Here is a 21,663-nt window from a genome sequence, read left to right as displayed (position 1 = left end):
TAACGTGTGGAGCTGACTGTTACTAATCGGTCGAGGGCTTGACCAAAGCAACTCGGAAACAATCTGTATGAAGTTTTGAAGGTATGTACCTTTAACAATGACGTTACCTGATTTCAGGCGAACGTCATTCTTTAACTTAATAATCCTCGATAGCTCAGTTGGTAGAGCACGCGGCTGTTAACCGCGCTGTCGTAGGTTCGAGTCCTACTCGGGGAGCTGATTGCTCGATAGCAGATTTTGCTATCGAGTTTTTTAATTTATAGGAAATTCCTTAAATCGTCAGAAATAATGTATAATGAACTAGAAATAAAAAATAACATAACAAAAAAGCGAATGGTAAATAGTGCAGTTTTTTTGTGGTAAACTTCTAAAACCAACATAGAAGTACCACATTCGGAATAACAGAGAGGGTCGTATCCGAAAGAGAGAAGAATGGAGTGAAGTTTTCCGTTTTATTCATTTTAGAAAAAATACGAAGGACAACATCGCGGACAGAATGGAATAAGCAATCTAAGAGAGATCTGTCTTTGAGAAAATAAGCACGTAGCTCTTCCGGGATAGTGAAAACATAATGACGGTGAACACAGGCAACAAGCTTACAGGGCAAATGAAAAATGGAAATTGTCGTAGGTGTAAGAAATGGCGTTAAAAAGCAGCATTAGAAGTAACGTTAAGAAATAGCACTATAAGTATCACTGAAGAATAGCGTTAAAAAATAGCACAAAAAAACGCCCACAGATAACATCATGATATGATGAACTGATTTTGCTCATGATATCATGACATATCTGCGGGAGTTTTTTATGCTGCTCAGCATCCGTAAGAAGCTGCCGGTAGCAAGTTCTTATGGTGAATAACTCATAAAGAGTTTTTCATATAGTTACACTTCATTGCGTCTTCCTACGAAGATACTGATTACATAGAACAGTACCGCATAGATAAGGAAGCAAATGAGACAGCGGGTAATCATATTTGAAGCCATAAGGTCTGTTGCAGTCTCAACCATACAGTTATCCAGCCAGTAGTCGGCAAAATCAAAGGATTTCTTGTGGGTCAGGGTGTCTGCCAGTGAGATTATCATGGATAAAACCAGTGGACCGATGATACCGACTGCAATGGAACCGCCTGTTTTCTTAAATAGAACTGCAATCAGGAAGAAAAGGGAGGTATATGCAAAGTTACCAAGAAGCTGTAAAAGCAGGGTTATAACCAGATCTCCTGTGGTACCGGAAAGGCTTCCAACTTCCCAGAATGCAGTGCCGGAAAGGAATCCGGTAAGCCAGCAGACAATGGTATAAACCGTTGTGGCAGCTAAGGATACCATGTATTTTACCGCATAAATGCGGGTGCGGCTGTAGCCTCTTGCAATGATATTTTTTAAAGTGCCATTGGTGTAGTCGCTGCATACAAAGAGGGAAAGAAATACAGCCAGTACAATCGTAAAGTTGCTGGAAGATACTGCACCAACCAGCATATAGATGCCAGTATAAAGAAATCCATCATCAGAAGCACTTACGGTTACGCCGCCAGCTTCCATATTTCCCTGTGATAAACTGTAAATCATATTTAATGTTACTGCGGTCAGAAGAATTAATCCGATTAACACACAGCCACAGATGTAAAAGCTCTTCTGACGGAATAATTTTCGAAATTCAAATCTAAATAATTGTCCCATATTAACCACCTATCCGTTTCATAAAGTATTGTTCAAGTCCTTCTGCATGCACCCAGAAACTATTTACCGCAACGTCCTGTTGAACCAGACGTTTGTTTAATTCAGCGGCTTCCTCAAGATGTGAGGAGAGAATCACCTGATTGCCGGCAATGCGAATCTGTTCTGCCGGAATAGTTTCTGCAAAAATAGTGGCTGTTTTCTGCACATCATCTACTGTAAAAATCAGTTTGTGCTGGCAGCGTTCATTTAATTCTGCAGCAGTAACTTCTTCAATCAGCATACCGTCGTTGATAATTCCATATCTGGTAACGATTTTGGACAGCTCATCTAATAAGTGGCTGGAAATGAGAATTGTAATATTTTTCTCATGATTCAGCATTAAAATTAAATCACGGACTTCCTTCATTCCGGCAGGATCAAGACCGTTTACCGGCTCATCTAAGACTAAGAACTCCGGATTGCCGAGAAGTGCAATGGCAATACCAAGACGCTGGCGCATTCCGAGGGAAAATTTGCCGGCTTTCTTATTGCCGGTATCAGCAAGCCCAACCAGAGAAAGGATTTCCTTAATCTCTGCATCGGTGCCACCGTAAATTAAGGAAAACTGCTTTAAGTTTTCATAGGCGGTACAGTTTTTATAAAGTCCAGGCGCTTCGATTAAAGAACCGATTTTGCGTCTGGCTTTATCGAAAGGCTCGCCGCCAAATAATTTGATTTCTCCTTTGGTAGGGAAAGCAGTACCTAAGACAAGGCGCATGAAAGTTGTTTTGCCGGCACCGTTTTTTCCAATGAATCCGTAAATATCACCTTTGTGAATGGTCATATTTACATTATTTACAGCCATCTTCTTACCGAATTGCCGGGAAAGATTCGTTGTTTGCAATATTGTTTCCATAAACATATCTCCTTCTTTATTTGTATTACTACAATAATACACTAAGACAGTAATGTCAAGAAGAAAATTTTAAAAGATGGACAGAAGGGGAAAAGAAGTGTACCCTTAAAGAGAATAATTTTGAGACAAAATTTTGAGCAAAATTACTCCAGCAAAATTATGACGAATAATTCTTAAAAAACGCTTTACATCACCACTACTCTATGGTATACTAAAACACGTTCTGACGGTCGTTGGAACGTATCTGGCTCCGTGGTCAAGCGGTTAAGACATCGCCCTTTCACGGCGGTAACACGGGTTCGATTCCCGTCGGAGTCACTACACAAACAGAATATGAGGCATAAAAAATGTGCCACTGCATATACTGGAAGTGTTACAACAGAATATGGCGACATAGCCAAGTGGTAAGGCACGGGTCTGCAACACCCTTATCACCAGTTCGAATCTGGTTGTCGCCTCTTTCAGGAGAATCTTTTATAGATTCTCTTTTTTTACGCGAGTAGCGAGAAAAATCGCATGCTTGCATGCAGATTTGGCGAGCACCGCGATAACTCGAGAAACTCGCAAAGCGTGTTTCTCGTAGTTGGCGAGCACCTTAAGAAACTTCAATACCATGCACCTGCAAAAATTCCTTCGCAATCTTCGAAAGGTGCCGGTCTTTGCTGATAATAAAAGCACTCATAATATAGAGGTTTTCATCGGAAATATATTTGATGCACATATCCTTAATTTCACGTATGTCCTCTTTCGTCAGGGAGACTAAGGCTACACTTCCAAAAGAACGCGCCCATTCAATGGCAGTGGTTTTCGGAGAAGTAATCATGGAAACATTTGGCGAAAGAAGATAGTGTCCAAAAGAAGCATAAACAATATCCAGACAGTCAAAAGGAATTGCCAGCGGGTAGTTGGCAAGGTCCGGGACAGAAAGCTTTCCTTTGATTTTAGCCAGGGGATGGTCTTTTGGAAACAGTGCAACAATATCCTCTCTTTCATAGGGATAAAGTGTAAGCGCACCATGTCCGGGTGCGGCAGAGCGAATCAGCCCAATCTCTGTAATTCCATTTAAGACATTCGGAATAACAAATTCGCTTGGAATCTCATAAAAGTCATAATTTACTTTCGGGTGCTTTGCGATAAAGGCATCAAAAAATTTGTGCAGAAAATAAGGAGAGTTACCGGCTGGAATCGAAATCTTCAACAGTTCAGAGAAGCCGGCTTTCTGATTCAGCAATTCATTTCGTAAGCCCTCTTCCATCATGCAAATCTCTTTGGCACGTTTGTAAAAGATTCTTCCTGCATCCGTCAGCTCTAAAGAACGGTTTCCCCGGAGAAGAAGCTTCGCACCATAGGTTTTCTCAATATTTTTTAGCTGGTTACTCAAAGAAGGCTGTGCAATCAGAAGCTTATTGGCAGCCGCTACGATACTGCCGCAATCTACAATGGTTACAAAGTTACGGTAGGAGTCTAATGTCATAATAAAATACCTCTTTTGTTTTGTAGGAATCATTTGAAAATATAATTTATGTGGTTTGTAGGGGGGATTGTAAAAAATATAGGATTTCCAATATAGTTCCGGGTATGCAGGGAAGATTATTTTTGATATGAAATGCCGCAGTTCTAAAGCACATGTTTTTCTTTCTGTTATCAAAACAGTCTTTCCAATGTTTGACATGATAACTGCCCGGTTCGCCGAAGTACGGATGCATTTTAAGGGCTGTTAGGGGCACTTGAAATTTCGTCTGGCATCCGGCAAGGCTGGCACAGGGAAGTGCCAGCGAGGCGCATATGAACATGGATGTGAATTTGCGCCGGTTGCCAGGCTTATTCAGTTATAGGTCGAAATTCTTAGTGCCCCTTGCAGACATTATTCAGCATCCGTACTCGGCGGACAGAGCAGTTATCCTCTTAAAGCAATGGAAAGACAGTTTATAATCAAGAAAAACATGTAACTAAGAACTGCAGACATTTCATATCAGATAAAATGATCTTCCTGCATAACCGGCTAATTATATTGAAGTAAATATTTTTTCAATCTTCCTCCACACAATATAATAAAAATATTATAGAAACCAAGTAAAAATAGTATTTTTATTATAAAACAATTTCTATTATAATGCAAATGTATGTAAAGCAAAGGTGCAATACGGGGACGTGTTGTACCTTTCGTGTTTTTCATAGTTACAATACATCCAAAGGGGACAGAACATTCTCCGGCGGATATATAATGATGGATAAGAGGATATAGATAAAATGGAACATTATGAATTAGAAGTATGTGGTCTGAAACGTGAACTGCCTTTTGTTAAACTGTCAGATGGAACAGCGTATGCAAGTTTTGTGGTAATCAGTGATACAGAGCTGATTGAGAAAGCAGGTAAGGAACTGGCGGCATTTGCCAATGGAGCAGAAATTATCCTGACTATTGAAGCAAAAGGAATTGCCCTGGCGTACGAAATTTCAAAGCAGCTTCATATGAAGGAATTTGTGGTAGTCCGGAAAAGCGTGAAGTCCTATGTGAAATCATTTATCCAGGATGCGGTGCATTCCATTACAACAGAGGGAAATCAGGACATTTTTCTGGATGAAACGGATGCAGAGAAGTTAAAGGGAAAGAAAGTTGCAATTGTGGATGATGTGATTTCAAAAGGAGAATCCCTGGCTGCGGCAGAGCGTCTGGTGCAGAAAGCCGGAGGAGAGGTTTGCAGCAGGCTTGCAATTCTGGCAGAGGGAAAAGCGGCAGAGCGGACAGATATCACATTTTTACAGAAACTACCATTGTTTCAGAAAGGAAAAGAATCCTATGAGCCTGTTGATTAAGCATGCGTCTATAGTAGACGTACAAAAAAATGAAATAAAAACAGGAGATATTTATATTTCCAATGGCCATTTTGAAAAGATTGCAGAGCTTATTCCGACCAGCGAGATAAAGGAAAAGGAGCAGCTTACCATAATAAATGCCGAAGGACTTACGGCTTTACCAGGATTAATTGACGCCCATACCCATGTGGAGCTTAGCATGTTAAGCAGTGCATCTTTTGCAGAGGCACTGATACAAAACGGAACCACAGCAGCAGTCTTAGACCCTCATGATGCAGTAAATGTCTTAGGACATAAAGGTGCAAAATATCTGATGGAAGAGATGAAGGAGACAGAGCTTACACCGGTCTGGATGGCATCTCCCTGTGTTCCGTCAGCACCGGGATATGAAGACTGTTATGGACAGGTGATGCTTTCCGATGTCAAAGTGATGGTGGAAGAATATGGCATGTATGGAATTGCAGAAGCCATGGATTATAACCGGGTCATTGCAAAGGAAGCTTCTTTAAAAGAAATCTTAGATTATGGAAAAGAAAAAGGTTTAAAAATAGACGGACATGCGCCGGGTGTATTGGGAGCTGACTTAGATACCTATATTGCAGCAGGCGTAAGCTCCGACCATGAGAGTGTAACGGTGGAGGAAATGTTAGAAAAATTCAGAAAAGGAATGTATGTCATTATCCGCCGTGGCTCCTTAAAAGAGCCTGCAAGTGCAAAAGAATTCTTAGATAAAGCAGGAGACAGCGACCATATTTTACTTTCTACCGATGGCTGTATTACAGCAAAAGATATGGCAGAGCATGGACATATGAACTATGCACTGGCGCAGATTGTGGAAGAAGGTGTGGAGCCGCTTCAGGCAATCAAGCTTGCAACGATTTATCCGGCAGCAGCCTATGGCTTAAAAGACAGAGGTGTCATTGCAGAGGGATATCGTGCAGATATGATACTTGTGAAGGATTTAACAGACTTTAAGGTGCAGGATGTTATTGTAAATGGAGAAATCGCAAAAACTTCCTATCCAAGAATGGATTATCCGAAAGAAGTGATCCATTCCATAAAGCGGGATGATTTAAAAGAAGGAGAACTTACGATTCCATTGCCGGAAGGCTGCATAGATGGCGAAGTAAAAGTCAATATTGTAAAAATCGTGGACGGAACCTTAGAGACAATTCACGAAGAGAGAAAGCTTCCGGTAAAGAACGGTGCACTCATTTTAGAGGATGACTTAATGTATTGTGCAGTAGTAGACCGTTACCGGAAAGATGGTTCCATCGGAATCGGCATCATCAGCCAGGCAGGAGCACTGCAGGGAGCATTTGCCGGTTCGGTAGGACAGGATACCCAGAATCTGATTGCATTTGGAACTTCTCTTTCGGATATGACGCTGGCATTTAATCAGGTGATTGCAAAACAGGGTGGTCTTTCTTATGTAAGGGATGGAGAAGAAAAACAGTTTGTAGGACTTCCGGTACTTGGCATATTAAGCCAGAAGCCAATGGAGGCATTTGTAGAGGAAACAGATAGACTTTTAGCTGATTTATGGAAACACGGCTGTATCCTTAAGAATCCAATCCTCACCATGAGTCTTCAGATTTCCCTTGCCGTCATTCCGGAGATGGCAATTACCAACCGGGGATTATTAGATATTATAAATAATCGATTTATTCCAGTCTGTGAACTGGTTTAGATAAAACAAAAGAAAGGACGTTTATTATGGAAAAGTTTTTCAAACTGAAAGAAAATGGTACCAGCGTAAAAATCGAGTTTATTGCAGGTATCACAACATTTGTTACCATGGCTTACATCATCATGGTAAATCCGGCAATGCTTGCCACACCTTTTGAAGGAACCGATATGTATGATAAGGTATTCAACGGCGTATTTTTTGCCACCTGTCTGTCTGCATTTTTAGGAACCTTCTTAATGGGAGTTCTTGCCAGATTGCCGTTTGCCCAGGCACCTGGTATGGGAATGAACGCATTTTTTACTTACACCGTAATGCTTGGCATGGGTTATTCCTATGAAGCATCACTGGCAATGGTATTCATTTCCGGTGCATTATTTATCCTGATTACCTTATGTTCCTTCCGGGAAAAAATTGTAATGGCAATTCCCAAAAATATAAAAGTTGCCATATCGGTAGGTATCGGATTGTTCCTTGCATTTATCGGCTTCCAGGATGCAGGTCTTATCGTAGGAAATGACAGCACCATGGTATCGTTGGTGGATTTTTCTACTTTTTCTGAAAATCCGGTGGCTTGCTGGGGTGCAATTTTAGCCTTCTTTGGAATCGTGCTTACCACCGTTCTTTATAAGAAAAAAGTAACCGGTTCTATTTTAATCAGTATTTTTGTAGTAACTATTCTTGGAATTTTCACCGGAAATACTGTATTTGATGGCTTCCAGATTAACTTTGGTGCCCAGGTAAAAGATTTTGCAGATGTTTCCTTATTCGCATGTTTCCGCGGTTTCCGGGAATTATTTATGGGAAGCTCGGTAGGACAGGCAATTTTAACTTTAATCATGCTGATTATCACCTTCTCCATGGTTGACATGTTTGATACGATCGGAACATTAATCGGAACTGCAAAATCCGCAAATATGTTAGATGAAGATGGAAATATTCCAAATGCAAAGAAGAGCCTTCTCTGTGATGCAATTGCAACGGTTGGCGGTTCTATATTTGGTACTTCCACCGTTACCACTTATGGTGAATGTATCTCCGGAATCAGTGTAGGAGGAAGAACCGGACTGACTTCTGTATTTACAGCAATCATGTTCTTAGCAGCAATCATCTTTGCTCCGTTTGTAAGCATCATCCCATCCTGTGCAACAGCACCGGCATTAATCTTCGTAGGTGGTCTTTTGTTAAGTGCCATCAAAGATATGGAATTTGATGATGTATCTGAAGCAATTCCGGCATACTTGGCATTAATCATGATGCCGCTTACCTACTCCATCGCAAACGGAATTGCCGTTGGATTGATTGCTTATACATTAATTAAAATCTTTACCGGAAAGTTCAAGGAGTTAAATATTATCACAGTAGTATTATCCGCACTCTTTGTTATCCGTTATCTGATGATTTCCTTATAATCTTTTGAAGAACTGCATAAGAAAAGCGCAGGGCAATGAATGCTCTGCGCTTAAATTTTTTCGCTATGTAATAATTCTACTGTGGCTGATTTGGATTCTGCTGTTCTGGCTGCTGATACTGCTGCTGACCATTGAACTGCTGCTGACCATTGAACTGCTGTGACTGTCCGTTGAACTGCTGCTGTCCGTTGAACTGCTGCTGTCCATAATAAGCCTGCTGTGCCTGATTTACCTTTGGAGCTACAATGCCGTAAGCCCAGTTTGCAAGTCCGTTTAATCCAGGAACGTTTGCTTCGTTTCCTTTGGCTGTGTTTACAAGAGCCATGATACAGAAAATCAGAACTACAAGGCTTACAATACCATCGATGACAGAAATTGCTGTTCCCCATACAGAACCCATAAGAGGTATCTGGTATAAGAAATCGAAAATGTTTAAAATACCATTTACAATATCTGCAAAGATACATAAGAAAAATGCCTGAATTACCTGACGGGAAGCCCATTCATTTTTCTCCACGATGAGAACGAAACCAGTCAGTAATGCAAGAACAGTGCTGTATCCTAAGAATGCAAGGATAAATGCGGCTACTGCATAAAATGATAATCTGATTCCTAACTTACCTTTTTCCATTATATTTGTTCCTCCTAAAAATGGTTTAATATTTTATAACATTATAAGTATACTGTTCTTATGTAAAAAAAGCAAATAAATTTGCATGGAATTGTGTAAAAAGCAGGTAGAAATCTGTGAATTCTCTCTTGACGGATTCGCACGGCTTTGGTAAACTATATGAGTGTGAATTGACACAATTAAATATGCGGCGTCTTAGCCAAGTGGTAAGGCACGGGTCTGCAACACCCTTATCGCCGGTTCAAATCCGGCAGACGCCTTTTTAAAGAGAACCGAAGAGGTTCTCTTTTTTTAATAGTAACTGTAATATGAAAGTATGCAGAAATGAAATCCCGGAAAAGCCTATTATAATAAAAGCTGCTAACACATATCCGGTTATTTTTGGTAATAATAAGGAAATAGAAACTGGTAATGCATTTATGCAAATACATAAAAAAGTGGCTGGAAGATATTTAAAAGTCAATATAACTGCATTTTTTACGGTATGTTTTAAAGTAGTTCTGTATTGCTCCGGAAGAGAAAATGCATAAATAAGAAATCCCTGCAATAACAACAAAATAAGAAATTGTATACAGAGAGTGAGAGACCTGAAAAAGGTTTCTGGCATAAAAGGTAAAATGTATAAGTTAATCAGACAAAATATAAATAAAATCATTACAGGTAGCCAAAGAAGAATATTTTGCTTTAAATTTTTTCTCCAAAAGAAAAAATAAGTTCTTGCAATATAGGATTCTGTATTTTGTGAAAGTTTTAAATTTGTTTGATAAAGGGCGTAAAAGGATACCCCGATTGTAATGATAGGAAGGGATGTAATAATGAATAAAAAATTTAAAGCAATTAAACTGGTAAATTTGTTGATAAATCGAAAAAATTTACCATCAAGTGAAAAGAAGTTTTCCATAGTATAATATCCTTTCAAAATTAATTCTATATTGTGGAATCCCGGATAATAAGTTTTGTTTCATATTCCATATATGAATGAGGAGAGTTTGGGTATTGTATCCGCTCTAACATCTGGCGGGCTGCAGCAATACCAAGGTATTTTTTTGGAGTCTGTATTGTAGTGAGAGAAGGCGTAATCCTTTCAGAAGCAGGAATACCATCAAATCCTACTACACTTACATCTTTTGGAATCTGATAACCCAAAAATTGAAGAGCATATATTAATTGGATTGCTGTACGGTCATTCCCGCAAATAAATACATCCGGGACAGAAGCCATCTTTTGTAATTTTTTAACGACTATTTGAAAGTCCTGAAATTCATCAGAAGTTTCTGTTAATAAGCAATGTTTCCGGTCTAGTTCCAGGTGATTATCAGAAAGACATTCTTGTAATGCATCAAAACGTTCCTGAAAACCTCGTCCTACATTTGCGGAATAAATATCTCCAACAAAGGCAAAACGCTCGGCACCCTTGGAAATTAAATGATTTACAATCCGGTGAATATTTCTTTTGTTTTCCATAGTAACAATATCTATCATATCTAAAGCAGGATTATAATCCTTTGGTAAATCAACAGTAATAATTGGAAGATTATATTGTAACAATGCATTGCAGATAGCCCCATCACAAATTTCCACAAGAATAATACCTTTAATGGAAGGATCATTTAATGCAGTAGGAAAATCCATTTTTTTCAAATCACTTTCAGACATGATTCCAATTACAAGATGATAATGTGCATTAGATAAGATGGATTCAATACCTGTTAAAACCGCAGCCCAGAATTCAGAGTCTGGTGCATAGGTTTTGGTAAGAAACAGGATAGAACCATTATTCACATTAGATGGAGAAGTAACATCTCCCGATTCGGAAAAAAGTTCTTTGTTTATGTTATTGTAATTCAGTTCTCTGGCTTTATTTAAAACCAGCTGCTTTGTTTTCGAAGAAACTTCATTACTGTTTTTTAAAGCTTTAGCAACAGTATTTCTGGATAAGTTTAATTCTTCGGCTAATTGTTTAATTGTGCATTTCATACTACCACCTCCAGATTTATTGTAACACTTTATTAAGAATAAAGGAAGAAGAAAATGTGCAAAAAATGAAAATGCACGAAATGCACAAAATAACAATGAAAAGATGTATAACATGTATAAAACAACGGGTTTTATTATGTAAAAAAGATAGAAAAAGATAAAATAGAGAAAGGTCTGTTGAAAATAAATGGTGCATATGCTAAAATTTGAGCATAAAAAGAACGATAAAAAACATGCAAATAGTGCAAAGAGAGGTGCATATGAAAAAATTATTGTACAGACCAAAAGATGCATGGGTTGGAGACTTAATACCGTATTATGAAAATGGAACTTTTTATGGTTATTATCTGCATGATCCAAGAATCAGAGACAAGGAGTATGCAGAAGAAACTACCTGGCATCTTGTAACAACAAAAGACTTTGTAAATGTGGAATACAAAGGGGAAGCAATCAAGAGAGGAGGAGATGACAAGCCAAATAAGAATGCTTACACTGGTTCCGTAATAAAAGACAAAGAAAATCTTTATCATGCATTTTTTACTGCGTATAATGAAGATATAAAAATTAACGGAAAAAGTGTACAGTCTGTAATGCAGGCAGTAGGAACAGATTTAGAACATCTTAATACAGTAGAAGAATTTTTGTTTGTTTCTGATGGAAAGCAATATGAAGAATTTGACTGGCGGGATCCATTTGTATACTGGAACGAAGAAGATGAATGTTATGACATGCTTCTGGCTTCAAGAATCAAAGGAGGAGGTGAATTACGGGGAGGCTGTATTGCACTGTGTAAGTCAAAGGATTTGAAACAATGGATCTATGAAAAACCGTTTTATGCCCCTGGCATGTATATCACCATGGAATGTCCTGAAATTTTCAAGATGGGAAATTACTGGTATCTGGTTTTCTCCACTTTTTCGGATCAATTTACTACACATTATAGAATTTCAAAAAGTCCAAACGGACCATGGGAAATTCCTGAAGATGATGTCTTTGACACCAGATCAGATTATGCAATCAAAACCGCATCAGATGGACAGCGAAGATTTGCATTTGGATGGATTGCAAGCAAATATGGAAATAAAGATTTTGGACCATGGGAATGGGGTGGAACAATGGTGTTCCATGAATTGATTCAGAATCCGGAAGATGGAACATTAAAAGTCCGGGTTATTCCAGGTGTGAAAGAGTTCTATGATGAAGTACAGGATATGAAACCAGCAGCAGGCTATAATAGCCGGATAATAAAGACAGAAAAAGGAATTCATGTAATAAGTGATACCTTAGGCTCCGGTGTCTATGAAATTCCGGAAGATTGTTTTTCAATTGAAATGGATGTCTGTGTGAAGCGGGGACATGAATTCGGAATAGCGTTACATGTTGATTCTGAAATGGAAAAGGGTTATTTTTTAAGAATGAATCAACGGAAAAAGGAAGTAGCATGGGATATGTGGCCACGTTCAGAAAAGGGCATCTATCAATGGCAGATAAAAGGTGATGTACCATACCAGATAGAAACATCCAGAAGGCTTCCGGATGCAGATGAATATCATTTACTGATAATAAGAGAAGATGATATCTGTATTGTGTATATTAATGATGAAATTGTATTATCTACCAGAATGTATGATCACAAAGGTGGCTATGCCGGTGTTTATGTGGTACAGGGAGAAGTAGAATTAAACAATTTTGTGATAAAAACAAGAAAAGAGAGGGATTAAAATGAAAAAGAGAATGATGAGTATTTTATTGTTAGCAACAATGGTAACAGGGTTGATTGCAGGCTGTGGTTCTACAAAAAAAGAAGCAAAAAATGATGATGATGTGGTAACTGTTACGTGGATGACATCAAGACCTGTGGATGGTGAAATAGATCAGGTAATGCATGAAATTGCAGATCAGTACAGTAAAGAAAAAGGCGGAAAGTGGAAAATTGAATTTGAAACAACAGCGGACAGACCTTCCTATTTACAGAAATTAAAGACATTAATTGCCGGAGGCAATATGCCGGATATAATTGATATTGATGCCGATCCATATTGTCAGGAGCTGGTAGATGCAGGAATGTTAGTAGATGTAAAACAATTTTTAAAAGATAATGACAGATATGATGATTTCTATCCGATTGCATTAAAATATCAGGAATTTACAGATGGTTCCATGTATACTTTACCATTAGAATATCATGTGGAAATGACATGGTATAACAAAGAAATTTTTGAACAGTATAATCTGACACCACCAACTACCATGGATGAGTGGCTGAATGTATGTAAAACCTTAAAAGATAATGGAATTACACCGATTTCGGTAGATGGTGTTGACAGATGGCCGGTACAGAGATACTTAGCAATGCTTCCATTTAGAGAAACCGGAAATGATTTTATCATTAATTTAAGAGATGGAAAAGAGAAAATGGACAGTGAAACCGGAAGAGAAGCAGCAGAATTTATGAAAGAAATGGGTCAGTATTTTAATGATGGATTTGCTGCAACAGACTATGCAACAGCACAATCAATGTTTTTAGATGGAAAATCTGCAATGTATTATATTGGTGACTGGGAAATCGGCGCTATGCAGGATGCATATGAGCAGGGTAAAATTGATTATTTTTATCTTCCTACTATTGAAGGTGCAAAAACACAGCCAAATGAATTTTGTATAAATTCTGGAATTGGTATGGCATTTAATGCAGAAACATTTGATGAAAAAACAAAAGATTTTATCTTATATGTAATTGATAATTATGGTAAATTATATGCTGGAAAACAGCAGATGTCTCCAATTAAAACCGATTTACCGGATGATGTTGAATACTCAGATCTTTATCTGAAAATTCAGGAAGATATGCAGTCTACAGGTGAAAACTTCCTGAAGCCTTGGGATACATACCTTGATTCCAATACCAATACCGTTATGCAGGATAATTTATTATTGCTGGCATCCGGTGATTTATCAGTAGACGATTTTTGTAAACTGGTAGATGATTCTATTGCAGAATATACAAAATAAGTAAATGACATATCGAGATATGTATTATCATGATTGGTAATACATATCTCGTAACAGATTTATATAAATGAAAAGGAAGGAGTTATAATGGGCGTTATAAGAAACAAAAAGGCCTTTCTGGCATTTTTACTTCCAGGATTATTGTTCTATATTTTGGCAGTATTTTATCCAATAGAAGAGTCTATTCGATTAAGTTTTATGAAATGGGGAGGAATAGGAAAAAAGCAGTTTGTCGGATTGGAAAATTATGTGACTATGTTTCACGACGAAGTTTTTTATAAGGCATTTTTTAACAATCTGATTTACCTTGTTATTGTAGTTTCCATGCAATTATTAATTGGACTGTTTTTTGCAATATTGCTGACATATATGACAAAGCATGTGACACTGGTTAAAACGTTGTATTATGTACCATGTATTATTACAACAGTTGCTATCACACAGCTTTTTAGAAGTATGTACTCAACAGAGCCTATGGGATTATTGAATCAGATATTACAAAAAGTAGGTTTAGGTGGAATGGTAACGTCCTGGCTTGCGAAAGTAAGTACTGTATTACCAGCTGTATCCATACCGGAAGGATGGAGATTTACTGGAATGTATATGGTTATATTTTATGCTGCGCTGGTTTCATTAGATCCTTCTGTATATGAAGCTGCCAAAATAGATGGCGCTTCTGAAATGCAGATATTATTTAAAATTAAAATGCCATTGATAAAAGATATTATACTTCTGACTTTGACGATGTGTCTGACAGGCGCATTAAGAGGATTTGATATTCCATTTTTATTGACAAGTGGTGGACCGGGAAATGCCAGCGAATTAATGTCTACATATATGTATAAAAAGGCGTTTTCAAGTAACCAGTATGGTTATGGCAGTACTTTAGCGGTGTTTATTATTATTGAAAGTATTTTAGTTGTTTATATTTTAAGAAAAATTTTTACTTCAAAGGAACAAAAAGAAGAAAAAAGAATTGAAAAAGAACGCATCAGAAGGAATAGGAGGGGAAATCATTGAAGAAAAAAATAATAAAAATAATATTTGCAGTATTGATTATTCTCTTCTTAATCATTCAGATATATCCGGTCATATGGTTGTTTGTTGCAAGTGTGAAACCAACCGTAGAGTTGTCAGCAGCTCCATTTGCATTTCCAAAGAGTATTACGCTGGAAAATTTTTCTAAGGTTTTATCAGATGGTAAAATCGGTATGTATATGTGGAATAGTTTAAAGGTGACCGTTATTTCGCTGATTCTGATTGTAGTATTAAGTTCTACTGCAGGATATGCATTGTCAAAATTTAAAGTAAGAGGAACAAAAACAATTTATTCTTTCTTTACATTTGGAATTATGGTTCCAGTACAGATTACATTAATACCATTATTTATTTTTTATAGTAAACTAGGTATTTTAAATACAAGTTTTTCTTTAATATTACCACAGGTAGGATTTGCATTACCTTTATCAGTTATGATGTTTGTAAGTTTTTACGAATTTGTTCCGAATGAATTGATAGAGGCAGCGGTTGTTGATGGGTGTTCACCGTTTCGGACGTTTATTCAGATTGTGTTCCCATTAGCAAGAAATACCGTTATTACAATTGCTTCCATGTATAGTATTCTGATTTGGAATGACTTTATTTTTGCAAATACATTTATTAGTGATACTTCAGCCAAGACAGTGGCAATGGGATTAAAAGATTATGTCGGAGCATTTGGAAATGTGGACTGGGGTTCAACCTTTGCTGCAATAGCAATTTCAATTCTTCCTCCATTGGTAATCTATTTTGCATTAAATAAATGGGTAACAGCTGGAATGACTATGGGTGCAACGAAAGGATAAGGTATAAAATGGATAAAAATATGATTATGCTGCCAGGAACAGCAGCAATGCTTCCCTATCTGACACATGGAAAAAGCAGGGCGATTAATGCTGAAAACAGGACAGGAGAAAAGGGAAAGGGAGGTATGGCAGCCAGCGTTCTCGGAAAATCAAGAAAAGGCAGTCCGTGTTTGAATGATATCCAGCCGGGAGAGACGGTTGTTTTAGGAGAAATAGATGGTCCGGGAATTATTCATCATATATGGATAACAACGGATAATAAAACATCAGAAGGAGATTGCTTTGTTCTTAGAGACCTGGTTCTCAGAATGTATTGGGATGGTGAGGAAAATCCATCAGTAGAAGCACCGTTAGGGGATTTTTTCTGTTGTGGATTTGGAAAAGAGTGTTATATTAATTCCAGTCTTATAACAGTTGTTCCATCCAGAGGGTTAAATTCTTATATTCAGATGCCATTTAAAAAGAGAGCAGTTATTACATTAGAAAATCAGCATGCAAATGCAATTCCGGCTTTTTTTTATCAGATTGATTATAATTTATACAATTATCTGCCAGAAGAAACGGAATATTTTCACGCAAGCTGGAGAAGAGAAGCTCTTACCGAGCTGGGAAAAGATTATGTTATTGCAGATGGAATAAAAGGTAGTGGTCATTATATCGGTACATATATAGCATTGTCTACACTTCAAAGATATTGGTGGGGTGAAGGAGAAGTAAAGTTTTATATTGATGGAGATGAACAATATCCAACAATCTGTGGAACCGGAATGGAAGATTATTTTGGAGGTTCCTGGAGTTTTGCCAGACATGAGGACGGAAAAACGATAGAACAGACATATACAACTCCTTTTCTTGGATATCCATTTTATTCAAGGCATGATGATCTGGTAAATAATTTATATCATAATGATGATTGTCCGCCGATGCGCGGTTTTTATCGCTGGCATGTCATGGATCCGGTGTTTTTTGATGAGGAGCTTAAGGTTACTGTGCAACAGATTGGTGTTGGACATAAAGGTTTATTTGAACGTCAGGATGATTTGTCAAGTGTTGCATACTGGTATCAGAAGGAACCACATAATGTTTTTTCAAAGCTTCCTGAGAAAGAAAAAAGATGGCCAAGATAGAAAAGGGAGCAGAAAGGTCAATTGATGTCAAAGGAAAAAATGCTTCAGGAAATTGAACGGGCACAAATAGTAATTAATCAGAATAAAGAAAAAGTTTCACAGGGAAAAATGAGGCAGAAATACCACTTTATGGCAGAAACGGGATGGATTAATGATCCTAATGGATTGATATATTTCAAAGGAAAGTATCATTTTTTCTATCAGTATAATCCATATCAGAGTTTTTGGGAAAATATGCACTGGGGACATGCTGTCAGTGATGATTTGATTCATTGGGAGTATCTTCCGGTTGCATTAGCACCAAGTGAATCTTATGAAGATCATTTGAAGGGTGGATGTTTTTCCGGAAGTGCAATTGAATTTGACGGAAAGCTATATTTAATATACACAGCAGCAACGAATCATGGAAATGGATTTGTCCAGACACAGTGTGTTGCTTATAGTGAAGATGGTATTCATTTTGAAAAATATGAAAAAAATCCAGTTTTAACAGCACCGGAAGGGATTTCGCCAGATTCCTTCCGGGATCCCAAGGTATGGAAACACGAAGACAGCTATTATATGGTATGCGGAGCTTCAAAAAATCAAAAAGGACAGGCGTTATTGTATCGCTCAGAAGATTTGATACATTGGACATTTATAAATGTATTAGCAGAAAGCAGGGGAGAATGGGGAACCATGTGGGAATGTCCTGATTTCTTTCGTATAGGAAACCGGTATGTTTTAACTTTTTCACCTATTGATGCAGGAGAGAGGACTTGTGTGTATTTAACCGGTTCGTTTGATTATGATACCGGCAGGTTTGATTATGATGTTTCAGGAGAAATTGATTGGGGTTTTGATTATTATGCACCACAATCATTTCAGGCACCTGATGGAAGAAGAATTATGGTTGCATGGGCAAATGAATGGGAATGGATGCCGTTTTTTAAAGACTGGGGACCGACTTACAGGGAAGACTGGTGTGGATTCTTTAATTTTCCGCGCGAAGTTAATATGACCAAAAGTGGAAGATTGAGTTTTGTTCCGATACGGGAGTTAAAAAAATATAGAAAAAAAACTGGTAAATATGTTCAGGACAAGTTGGTGATTTGTGATTCGCAACAAGAGTTAAAATCAGATGATGGGATAGCATTTGAGCTGAAATTTAATATAAATTTACGAGCGAGCAATGCACAGCAATTACTTGTAAAATTAAGATGCGATGAAATAAATCAAACAGTTTGTATATTTGATTTGAAGAATGGAGAATTAAAAGTAAATCGTAATAAGGCAGATGGATGGAGTAAAGGGATATCACACAGTATACTCTTTTTAAAAGAAAAAGATGTATTAGATGCTCATATTTTATCTGATCAAAGTTCCTTAGAATTATTTACTGATAATTATCAAAATAATCATTCTATGAATGTATTTGCGGGAAATGAACAAAATAAAATATATTTTCAGGCAGTAGAAGGCAGTGTTGTGCTGGAAAATGTAGAAGTGTATGGAATTGAACCGTGAAAAAATGAATTTCATTTCATGGTATGATGATATAGAAGAAAAGGAAATGATAAACCAGTTCGGAAAAGAACTGGTTTCATTTCTATAAAAACAAAAGGAAGAAATATAGGAGGAATCGTAATATGAAAAAGAGCTTTGATGTTATTGCATTGGGAGAATTATTAATTGATTTTACGATGAATGGACAGAGTGAACAGGGGAATGATTTGTTTGAAGCATGCCCTGGTGGAGCGCCATGTAATGTTCTGGCAATGTTAAATGAAATGGGAAAGAAAACAGCATTTATTGGCAAAGTTGGAAAAGACCAGTTTGGAAAATTGCTTCGAAATACGTTAAATGATATTGGAATTGATACCTCCAATCTTTTTACAGACAGTACTGTAAATACAACACTTGCATTTGTACATACATTTCCGGATGGTGACCGTGAGTTCTCTTTTTATCGTAATCCGGGTGCTGATATGATGCTGACAGAAGATGAAATTAATACAACATTTATTTCCCAGGCAAAAATTTTCCATTTTGGAACGTTATCTATGACACAGGATAGTGTAAGAGCTGCAACAAAGAAAGCGGTTAAAGCGGCAAAGGAGAGTGGAGCACTCATTTCATTTGATCCAAATTTAAGGGAACCTTTGTGGAGTTCATTAGAATTAGCCAAAGAACAGATGAATTATGGATTTAGTCAATGTGATATATTGAAAATCTCTGATAATGAGATTCAGTTTGTTACTGGAAAAGAAGATTATGATGAGGGAATCAGATGCCTTCAGGAAAAATATCAGATACCACTCATTCTCTTAACAATGGGAAAAGAAGGAAGCCGCGCTTATTATAAGGGAATGCGTGTGGAATGTAGTGGATTTTCTGTAAAGACAATCGAGACAACAGGTGCAGGAGATACGTTTATGGGAAGTGTGCTGAATTATCTTCTGGAACATGATTTTAATAATTTGACAGAAAAGCAGTTGGAGGAACTTTTAAAGCTGGCAAATGCAGCGGCAGCTATAGTGACAACCAGAAAAGGTGTTATCCGTGCAATACCAAAAAAGAGTGAAATAGAAGAACTTCTTCAAAGGAATATGTTATATTTATAAAAAGATTTGGACAATAAAAAGAGCTGTGGCACAGTCAGAGGTTGGGTCGGTCAGCTCTTTTTTTGTAACCTTTTCCCATCCCCACTTGTATATATAGTGAAAGGCCTTTTAAACAGAAAAGAAATATGAGGGATCACTCATGAGAATAGCAACTGAGGTATTGGTGGAAAAGTACAAAGACCATTTATTTGCAGCGGCATTCAATGTCTGTAAAAATGCAGCAGATGCCGATGATGTGGTGCAGGATACTTTTCTTCAATATCATACAATCAACAGACAATTTGAAAATGAGCAGCATATCAGAGCATGGCTCATTCGGGTGGCAATCAATAAAGCAAAGAATATATATCTTTCTTTCTGGCGGCAGAAGGGTGTGCCGTTAGAAGAATATATGGAGACACTGACATTTGAGACACTAGAAGCCCAGACACTGTTTACAGAAGTCATGAAGCTTCCAGAGAAGTATCGAATCGTCATACATTTATTTTATTATGAGGATTACACCATCCGGGAAATCGCGAAGATTATGAATGTGACAGAAAGCAACGTGAAGGTCAGGTTGACGCGTGGTCGCAGACTGCTCAGAAATGTATTAAAGGAGGAATGGGAAAATGACAGATAAAGAAAGATATAAACAGGCTTTTTCTTCTTTGCATGCCTCCGGACATATTTCTTTGGAGGTCAATATGAATCATAATAGAAAATTTCATCCAACACGTAAATTAATCGCAGCAAGTGCCTGCGCCATATTGTTGTTAGGTGGCAGCAGTGCCTATGCAGCGTATCATTTCCTAAGTCCGTCACAGATTGCAGATGAAGTAGCGGACAATGGAGCATTGAGCCGGGCATTTGCCGGAGAGGATGCGGTAAGCGTCAATGAGACACAGCAGAGCAATGGCTATGATATTACCTTATTAGGACTGGTGTCCGGAGAAAAATTAGAGCTTTGTGTACCACAGGAAACTCGGGAAAATGTCAGCAAATCACATACCTATGCAGCCATTGCCATTGCAAAAAGTGACGGAACGGATATGGAAGACCGCAATTTTTTTGTGGCACCGTTAATCAATGGTGTGTCTTTTTTGGATGCCAATGCAGCAACCATGGATGAGACACTTACCTGGTTCTGTAAAGACGGCGTTCTTTATGAGTTGATAGAATGCGATGATTTGGAAATATTTGCAGACCGTGGCGTACAGTTGGGAATTGTGGACAGCTTCGGGAGCGAAACGGCTGCATTTCGAATGGACAATGAAAGTGGCTCTTACCGTAAAGTGGAAGACTATGCTGGCACAATTGCACTTTTCACCCTGCCATTAGATACCACTAAGGCAGACCCGGCGGCAGCGGAGGAGTACCTTAAGAAGCTTGAAGAAGCTGCGGTAGGAGCTGAGGCAGCAGATACGGAAGGAACTGCCGGCAGAGCAGAAGTTAGCATAATCACCGGAACAGAAAGTGAAGCTGCAGCAGGCTATATGAATCAGCAGGTCAGAGATTTCGTGGATGGCATTACAGCAGATAATTTATCGGATTATTTTGAAATCGTAAAAGATTACCCGGTATTTACTGCTATGCCGGACGAAAATGGCTGGGTGGATTTTGGAACACAGTATATTGAAAAAGAAGATTATGTTGCAAATGGCGGAAGCGGCGAAGTTTCCAACTGGCTTGCAGAGGATGAATATTTTAGCGTCAATGCGATTACCATGTCAGGAAACGATGGAAAAGAAGATGCTTCCACACTTCGGATTTCCGTTGTTTTCCGCAATGAAGATGGAAGTCTTACAGAAGCATTGTATCAGATCAAACCGGACTGCGTCGATTTGATAAAGTAAATTTAGTAAAGATATGACATAAAAAGAGGTTGTTACACCGGATAGATTTTTCCCTAAAAATCCGGCTGTGGCAGCCTCTTTTAAAATGCATTTTCTTATGATAAGATTATGGCAAAAGTGAGAGCATTGCAAAGGTCTATGATTCCAT

At 37.9% G+C, this 21,663-nt stretch carries 18 protein-coding genes, 4 tRNA genes and 1 pseudogene; 16 read left to right on the top strand and 7 right to left on the bottom strand.

Translation table 11 applies throughout. The annotated features are described in order from the left end of the window. The first annotated feature begins 143 nt into the window (after positions 1 to 143). Positions 144 to 216: transfer RNA gene (locus DWW33_RS10440), tRNA-Asn, on the top strand. Between the two features lie 211 nt (positions 217 to 427). On the opposite strand, the pseudogene DWW33_RS16325 reads toward DWW33_RS10440, so the two are convergent. From DWW33_RS16325 to DWW33_RS10420, 3 genes and pseudogenes are all read right to left on the bottom strand, one after another. Then, positions 428 to 598, bottom strand: a pseudogene (locus tag DWW33_RS16325) (IS91 family transposase); the annotation flags it as partial. A 282-nt stretch (positions 599 to 880) separates the two neighbouring features. Continuing rightward, the gene (locus tag DWW33_RS10425; RefSeq protein ID WP_118639453.1) at positions 881 to 1,675 is read right to left on the bottom strand and encodes an ABC transporter permease; all 795 of its coding nucleotides are present in this window, start codon (positions 1,673 to 1,675) and stop codon (positions 881 to 883) included. 1 nt (position 1,676) lies between these two features. Next, on the bottom strand, positions 1,677 to 2,570 hold the full coding sequence (locus tag DWW33_RS10420; protein WP_118639452.1) for an ABC transporter ATP-binding protein: 894 nt from the start codon (positions 2,568 to 2,570) through the stop codon (positions 1,677 to 1,679). A gap of 246 nt (positions 2,571 to 2,816) precedes the next feature. Here DWW33_RS10420 and DWW33_RS10415 point away from each other — a divergent pair. Together DWW33_RS10415 and DWW33_RS10410 are read left to right on the top strand one after the other, a co-directional pair. After that, positions 2,817 to 2,888, top strand: a tRNA-Glu gene (locus DWW33_RS10415). A gap of 69 nt (positions 2,889 to 2,957) precedes the next feature. After that, positions 2,958 to 3,028: transfer RNA gene (locus DWW33_RS10410), tRNA-Cys, on the top strand. 137 nt (positions 3,029 to 3,165) lie between these two features. On the opposite strand, the gene DWW33_RS10405 is transcribed toward DWW33_RS10410, so the two are convergent. After that, positions 3,166 to 4,044 carry a LysR family transcriptional regulator gene (locus DWW33_RS10405; protein ID WP_117842179.1) on the bottom strand — a complete coding sequence of 293 codons (879 nt, stop codon included), beginning with the start codon at positions 4,042 to 4,044 and terminating at the stop codon, positions 3,166 to 3,168. 776 nt (positions 4,045 to 4,820) lie between these two features. On the opposite strand from DWW33_RS10405, the gene DWW33_RS10400 reads away from it, so the two are divergent. Genes DWW33_RS10400 through DWW33_RS10390 form a run of 3 tightly spaced genes read left to right on the top strand, consistent with a single transcriptional unit; the run spans position 4,821 to position 8,486 of the window. Then, positions 4,821 to 5,387 carry a phosphoribosyltransferase family protein gene (locus DWW33_RS10400; protein ID WP_118639451.1) on the top strand — a complete coding sequence of 189 codons (567 nt, stop codon included), beginning with the start codon at positions 4,821 to 4,823 and terminating at the stop codon, positions 5,385 to 5,387. Then, entirely contained in the window at positions 5,371 to 7,077 is a 1,707-nt protein-coding gene (locus DWW33_RS10395) for an adenine deaminase C-terminal domain-containing protein (protein ID WP_118639450.1), read from the top strand. The genes DWW33_RS10400 and DWW33_RS10395 overlap by 17 nt, the downstream gene beginning before the upstream one ends. Before the next feature lie 26 nt (positions 7,078 to 7,103). Continuing rightward, positions 7,104 to 8,486, top strand: coding sequence for an NCS2 family permease (locus tag DWW33_RS10390; RefSeq protein WP_118173679.1), 1,383 nt, complete (start codon positions 7,104 to 7,106; stop codon positions 8,484 to 8,486). Positions 8,487 to 8,562: 76 nt separating this feature from the next. Here the strand turns inward: DWW33_RS10390 and DWW33_RS10385 are convergent, their stop codons facing one another. Further along, entirely contained in the window at positions 8,563 to 9,117 is a 555-nt protein-coding gene (locus tag DWW33_RS10385; RefSeq protein WP_118639449.1) for a hypothetical protein, read from the bottom strand. Between the two features lie 189 nt (positions 9,118 to 9,306). Between DWW33_RS10385 and DWW33_RS10380 the strand changes: the two genes are divergently transcribed. Beyond that, a tRNA-Cys gene (locus tag DWW33_RS10380) sits at positions 9,307 to 9,377 on the top strand. Between the two features lie 2 nt (positions 9,378 to 9,379). On the opposite strand, the gene DWW33_RS10375 is transcribed toward DWW33_RS10380, so the two are convergent. Together DWW33_RS10375 and DWW33_RS10370 are read right to left on the bottom strand one after the other, a co-directional pair. Beyond that, positions 9,380 to 10,018 (bottom strand): YesL family protein, encoded by a 639-nt coding sequence (locus tag DWW33_RS10375; protein WP_118639448.1) that lies wholly within the window; start codon positions 10,016 to 10,018, stop codon positions 9,380 to 9,382. 26 nt (positions 10,019 to 10,044) lie between these two features. Continuing rightward, on the bottom strand, positions 10,045 to 11,208 hold the full coding sequence (locus tag DWW33_RS10370) for a substrate-binding domain-containing protein (RefSeq protein ID WP_242986301.1): 1,164 nt from the start codon (positions 11,206 to 11,208) through the stop codon (positions 10,045 to 10,047). A gap of 146 nt (positions 11,209 to 11,354) precedes the next feature. On the opposite strand from DWW33_RS10370, the gene DWW33_RS10365 reads away from it, so the two are divergent. From DWW33_RS10365 to DWW33_RS10325, 9 genes are all read left to right on the top strand, one after another. Then, a complete protein-coding gene (locus tag DWW33_RS10365; protein WP_118639447.1) occupies positions 11,355 to 12,815 on the top strand; it encodes a glycoside hydrolase family 32 protein in 1,461 nt (486 codons plus the stop codon). Position 12,816: 1 nt separating this feature from the next. Next, positions 12,817 to 14,106, top strand: a complete 1,290-nt coding sequence (locus DWW33_RS10360; protein WP_118639446.1) for an ABC transporter substrate-binding protein — start codon at positions 12,817 to 12,819, stop codon at positions 14,104 to 14,106. An 87-nt stretch (positions 14,107 to 14,193) separates the two neighbouring features. After that, complete coding sequence (locus DWW33_RS10355; protein ID WP_117842185.1) at positions 14,194 to 15,126, top strand: carbohydrate ABC transporter permease; 933 nt, start codon at positions 14,194 to 14,196, stop codon at positions 15,124 to 15,126. Then, a complete protein-coding gene (locus DWW33_RS10350; protein ID WP_118639445.1) occupies positions 15,123 to 15,950 on the top strand; it encodes a carbohydrate ABC transporter permease in 828 nt (275 codons plus the stop codon). The genes DWW33_RS10355 and DWW33_RS10350 overlap by 4 nt, the downstream gene beginning before the upstream one ends. A 20-nt stretch (positions 15,951 to 15,970) precedes the next feature. After that, positions 15,971 to 17,077, top strand: coding sequence for a glycoside hydrolase family 172 protein (locus DWW33_RS10345; protein WP_118173683.1), 1,107 nt, complete (start codon positions 15,971 to 15,973; stop codon positions 17,075 to 17,077). Positions 17,078 to 17,101: 24 nt separating this feature from the next. Next, on the top strand, positions 17,102 to 18,583 hold the full coding sequence (locus tag DWW33_RS10340) for a glycoside hydrolase family 32 protein (RefSeq protein ID WP_118639444.1): 1,482 nt from the start codon (positions 17,102 to 17,104) through the stop codon (positions 18,581 to 18,583). Positions 18,584 to 18,705: 122 nt separating this feature from the next. Continuing rightward, positions 18,706 to 19,680, top strand: a complete 975-nt coding sequence (locus DWW33_RS10335) for a PfkB family carbohydrate kinase (protein ID WP_118639443.1) — start codon at positions 18,706 to 18,708, stop codon at positions 19,678 to 19,680. A gap of 139 nt (positions 19,681 to 19,819) precedes the next feature. Continuing rightward, positions 19,820 to 20,302, top strand: a complete 483-nt coding sequence (locus DWW33_RS10330; RefSeq protein WP_118639442.1) for an RNA polymerase sigma factor — start codon at positions 19,820 to 19,822, stop codon at positions 20,300 to 20,302. Continuing rightward, complete coding sequence (locus DWW33_RS10325) at positions 20,292 to 21,515, top strand: hypothetical protein (protein ID WP_118639441.1); 1,224 nt, start codon at positions 20,292 to 20,294, stop codon at positions 21,513 to 21,515. The genes DWW33_RS10330 and DWW33_RS10325 overlap by 11 nt, the downstream gene beginning before the upstream one ends. Positions 21,516 to 21,663: the final 148 nt, after the last annotated feature.

Source organism: Roseburia sp. AF15-21, from assembly GCF_003479505.1.
Taxonomy (GTDB): domain Bacteria; phylum Bacillota; class Clostridia; order Lachnospirales; family Lachnospiraceae; genus Roseburia_C; species Roseburia_C amylophila.
The sequence above is the reverse complement of the archived record's forward strand: the minus strand, read 5'-3'. Positions and strand labels throughout refer to the sequence as shown.

Bases quoted from the DNA above. Each gene is read 5' to 3' on its own strand.
- DWW33_RS10425 (WP_118639453.1), bottom strand. From the start codon at position 1,675: ATGGGACAATTATTTAGATTTGAATTTCGAAAATTATTCCGTCAGAAG.
- DWW33_RS10420 (WP_118639452.1), bottom strand. From the start codon at position 2,570: ATGGAAACAATATTGCAAACAACGAATCTTTCCCGGCAATTCGGTAAG.
- DWW33_RS10405 (WP_117842179.1), bottom strand. From the start codon at position 4,044: ATGACATTAGACTCCTACCGTAACTTTGTAACCATTGTAGATTGCGGC.
- DWW33_RS10400 (WP_118639451.1), top strand. From the start codon at position 4,821: ATGGAACATTATGAATTAGAAGTATGTGGTCTGAAACGTGAACTGCCT.
- DWW33_RS10395 (WP_118639450.1), top strand. From the start codon at position 5,371: ATGAGCCTGTTGATTAAGCATGCGTCTATAGTAGACGTACAAAAAAAT.
- DWW33_RS10390 (WP_118173679.1), top strand. From the start codon at position 7,104: ATGGAAAAGTTTTTCAAACTGAAAGAAAATGGTACCAGCGTAAAAATC.
- DWW33_RS10385 (WP_118639449.1), bottom strand. From the start codon at position 9,117: ATGGAAAAAGGTAAGTTAGGAATCAGATTATCATTTTATGCAGTAGCC.
- DWW33_RS10375 (WP_118639448.1), bottom strand. From the start codon at position 10,018: ATGGAAAACTTCTTTTCACTTGATGGTAAATTTTTTCGATTTATCAAC.
- DWW33_RS10370 (WP_242986301.1), bottom strand. From the start codon at position 11,208: ATGTTATACATCTTTTCATTGTTATTTTGTGCATTTCGTGCATTTTCA.
- DWW33_RS10365 (WP_118639447.1), top strand. From the start codon at position 11,355: ATGAAAAAATTATTGTACAGACCAAAAGATGCATGGGTTGGAGACTTA.
- DWW33_RS10360 (WP_118639446.1), top strand. From the start codon at position 12,817: ATGAAAAAGAGAATGATGAGTATTTTATTGTTAGCAACAATGGTAACA.
- DWW33_RS10355 (WP_117842185.1), top strand. From the start codon at position 14,194: ATGGGCGTTATAAGAAACAAAAAGGCCTTTCTGGCATTTTTACTTCCA.
- DWW33_RS10345 (WP_118173683.1), top strand. From the start codon at position 15,971: ATGATTATGCTGCCAGGAACAGCAGCAATGCTTCCCTATCTGACACAT.
- DWW33_RS10340 (WP_118639444.1), top strand. From the start codon at position 17,102: ATGTCAAAGGAAAAAATGCTTCAGGAAATTGAACGGGCACAAATAGTA.
- DWW33_RS10335 (WP_118639443.1), top strand. From the start codon at position 18,706: ATGAAAAAGAGCTTTGATGTTATTGCATTGGGAGAATTATTAATTGAT.
- DWW33_RS10330 (WP_118639442.1), top strand. From the start codon at position 19,820: ATGAGAATAGCAACTGAGGTATTGGTGGAAAAGTACAAAGACCATTTA.
- DWW33_RS10325 (WP_118639441.1), top strand. From the start codon at position 20,292: ATGACAGATAAAGAAAGATATAAACAGGCTTTTTCTTCTTTGCATGCC.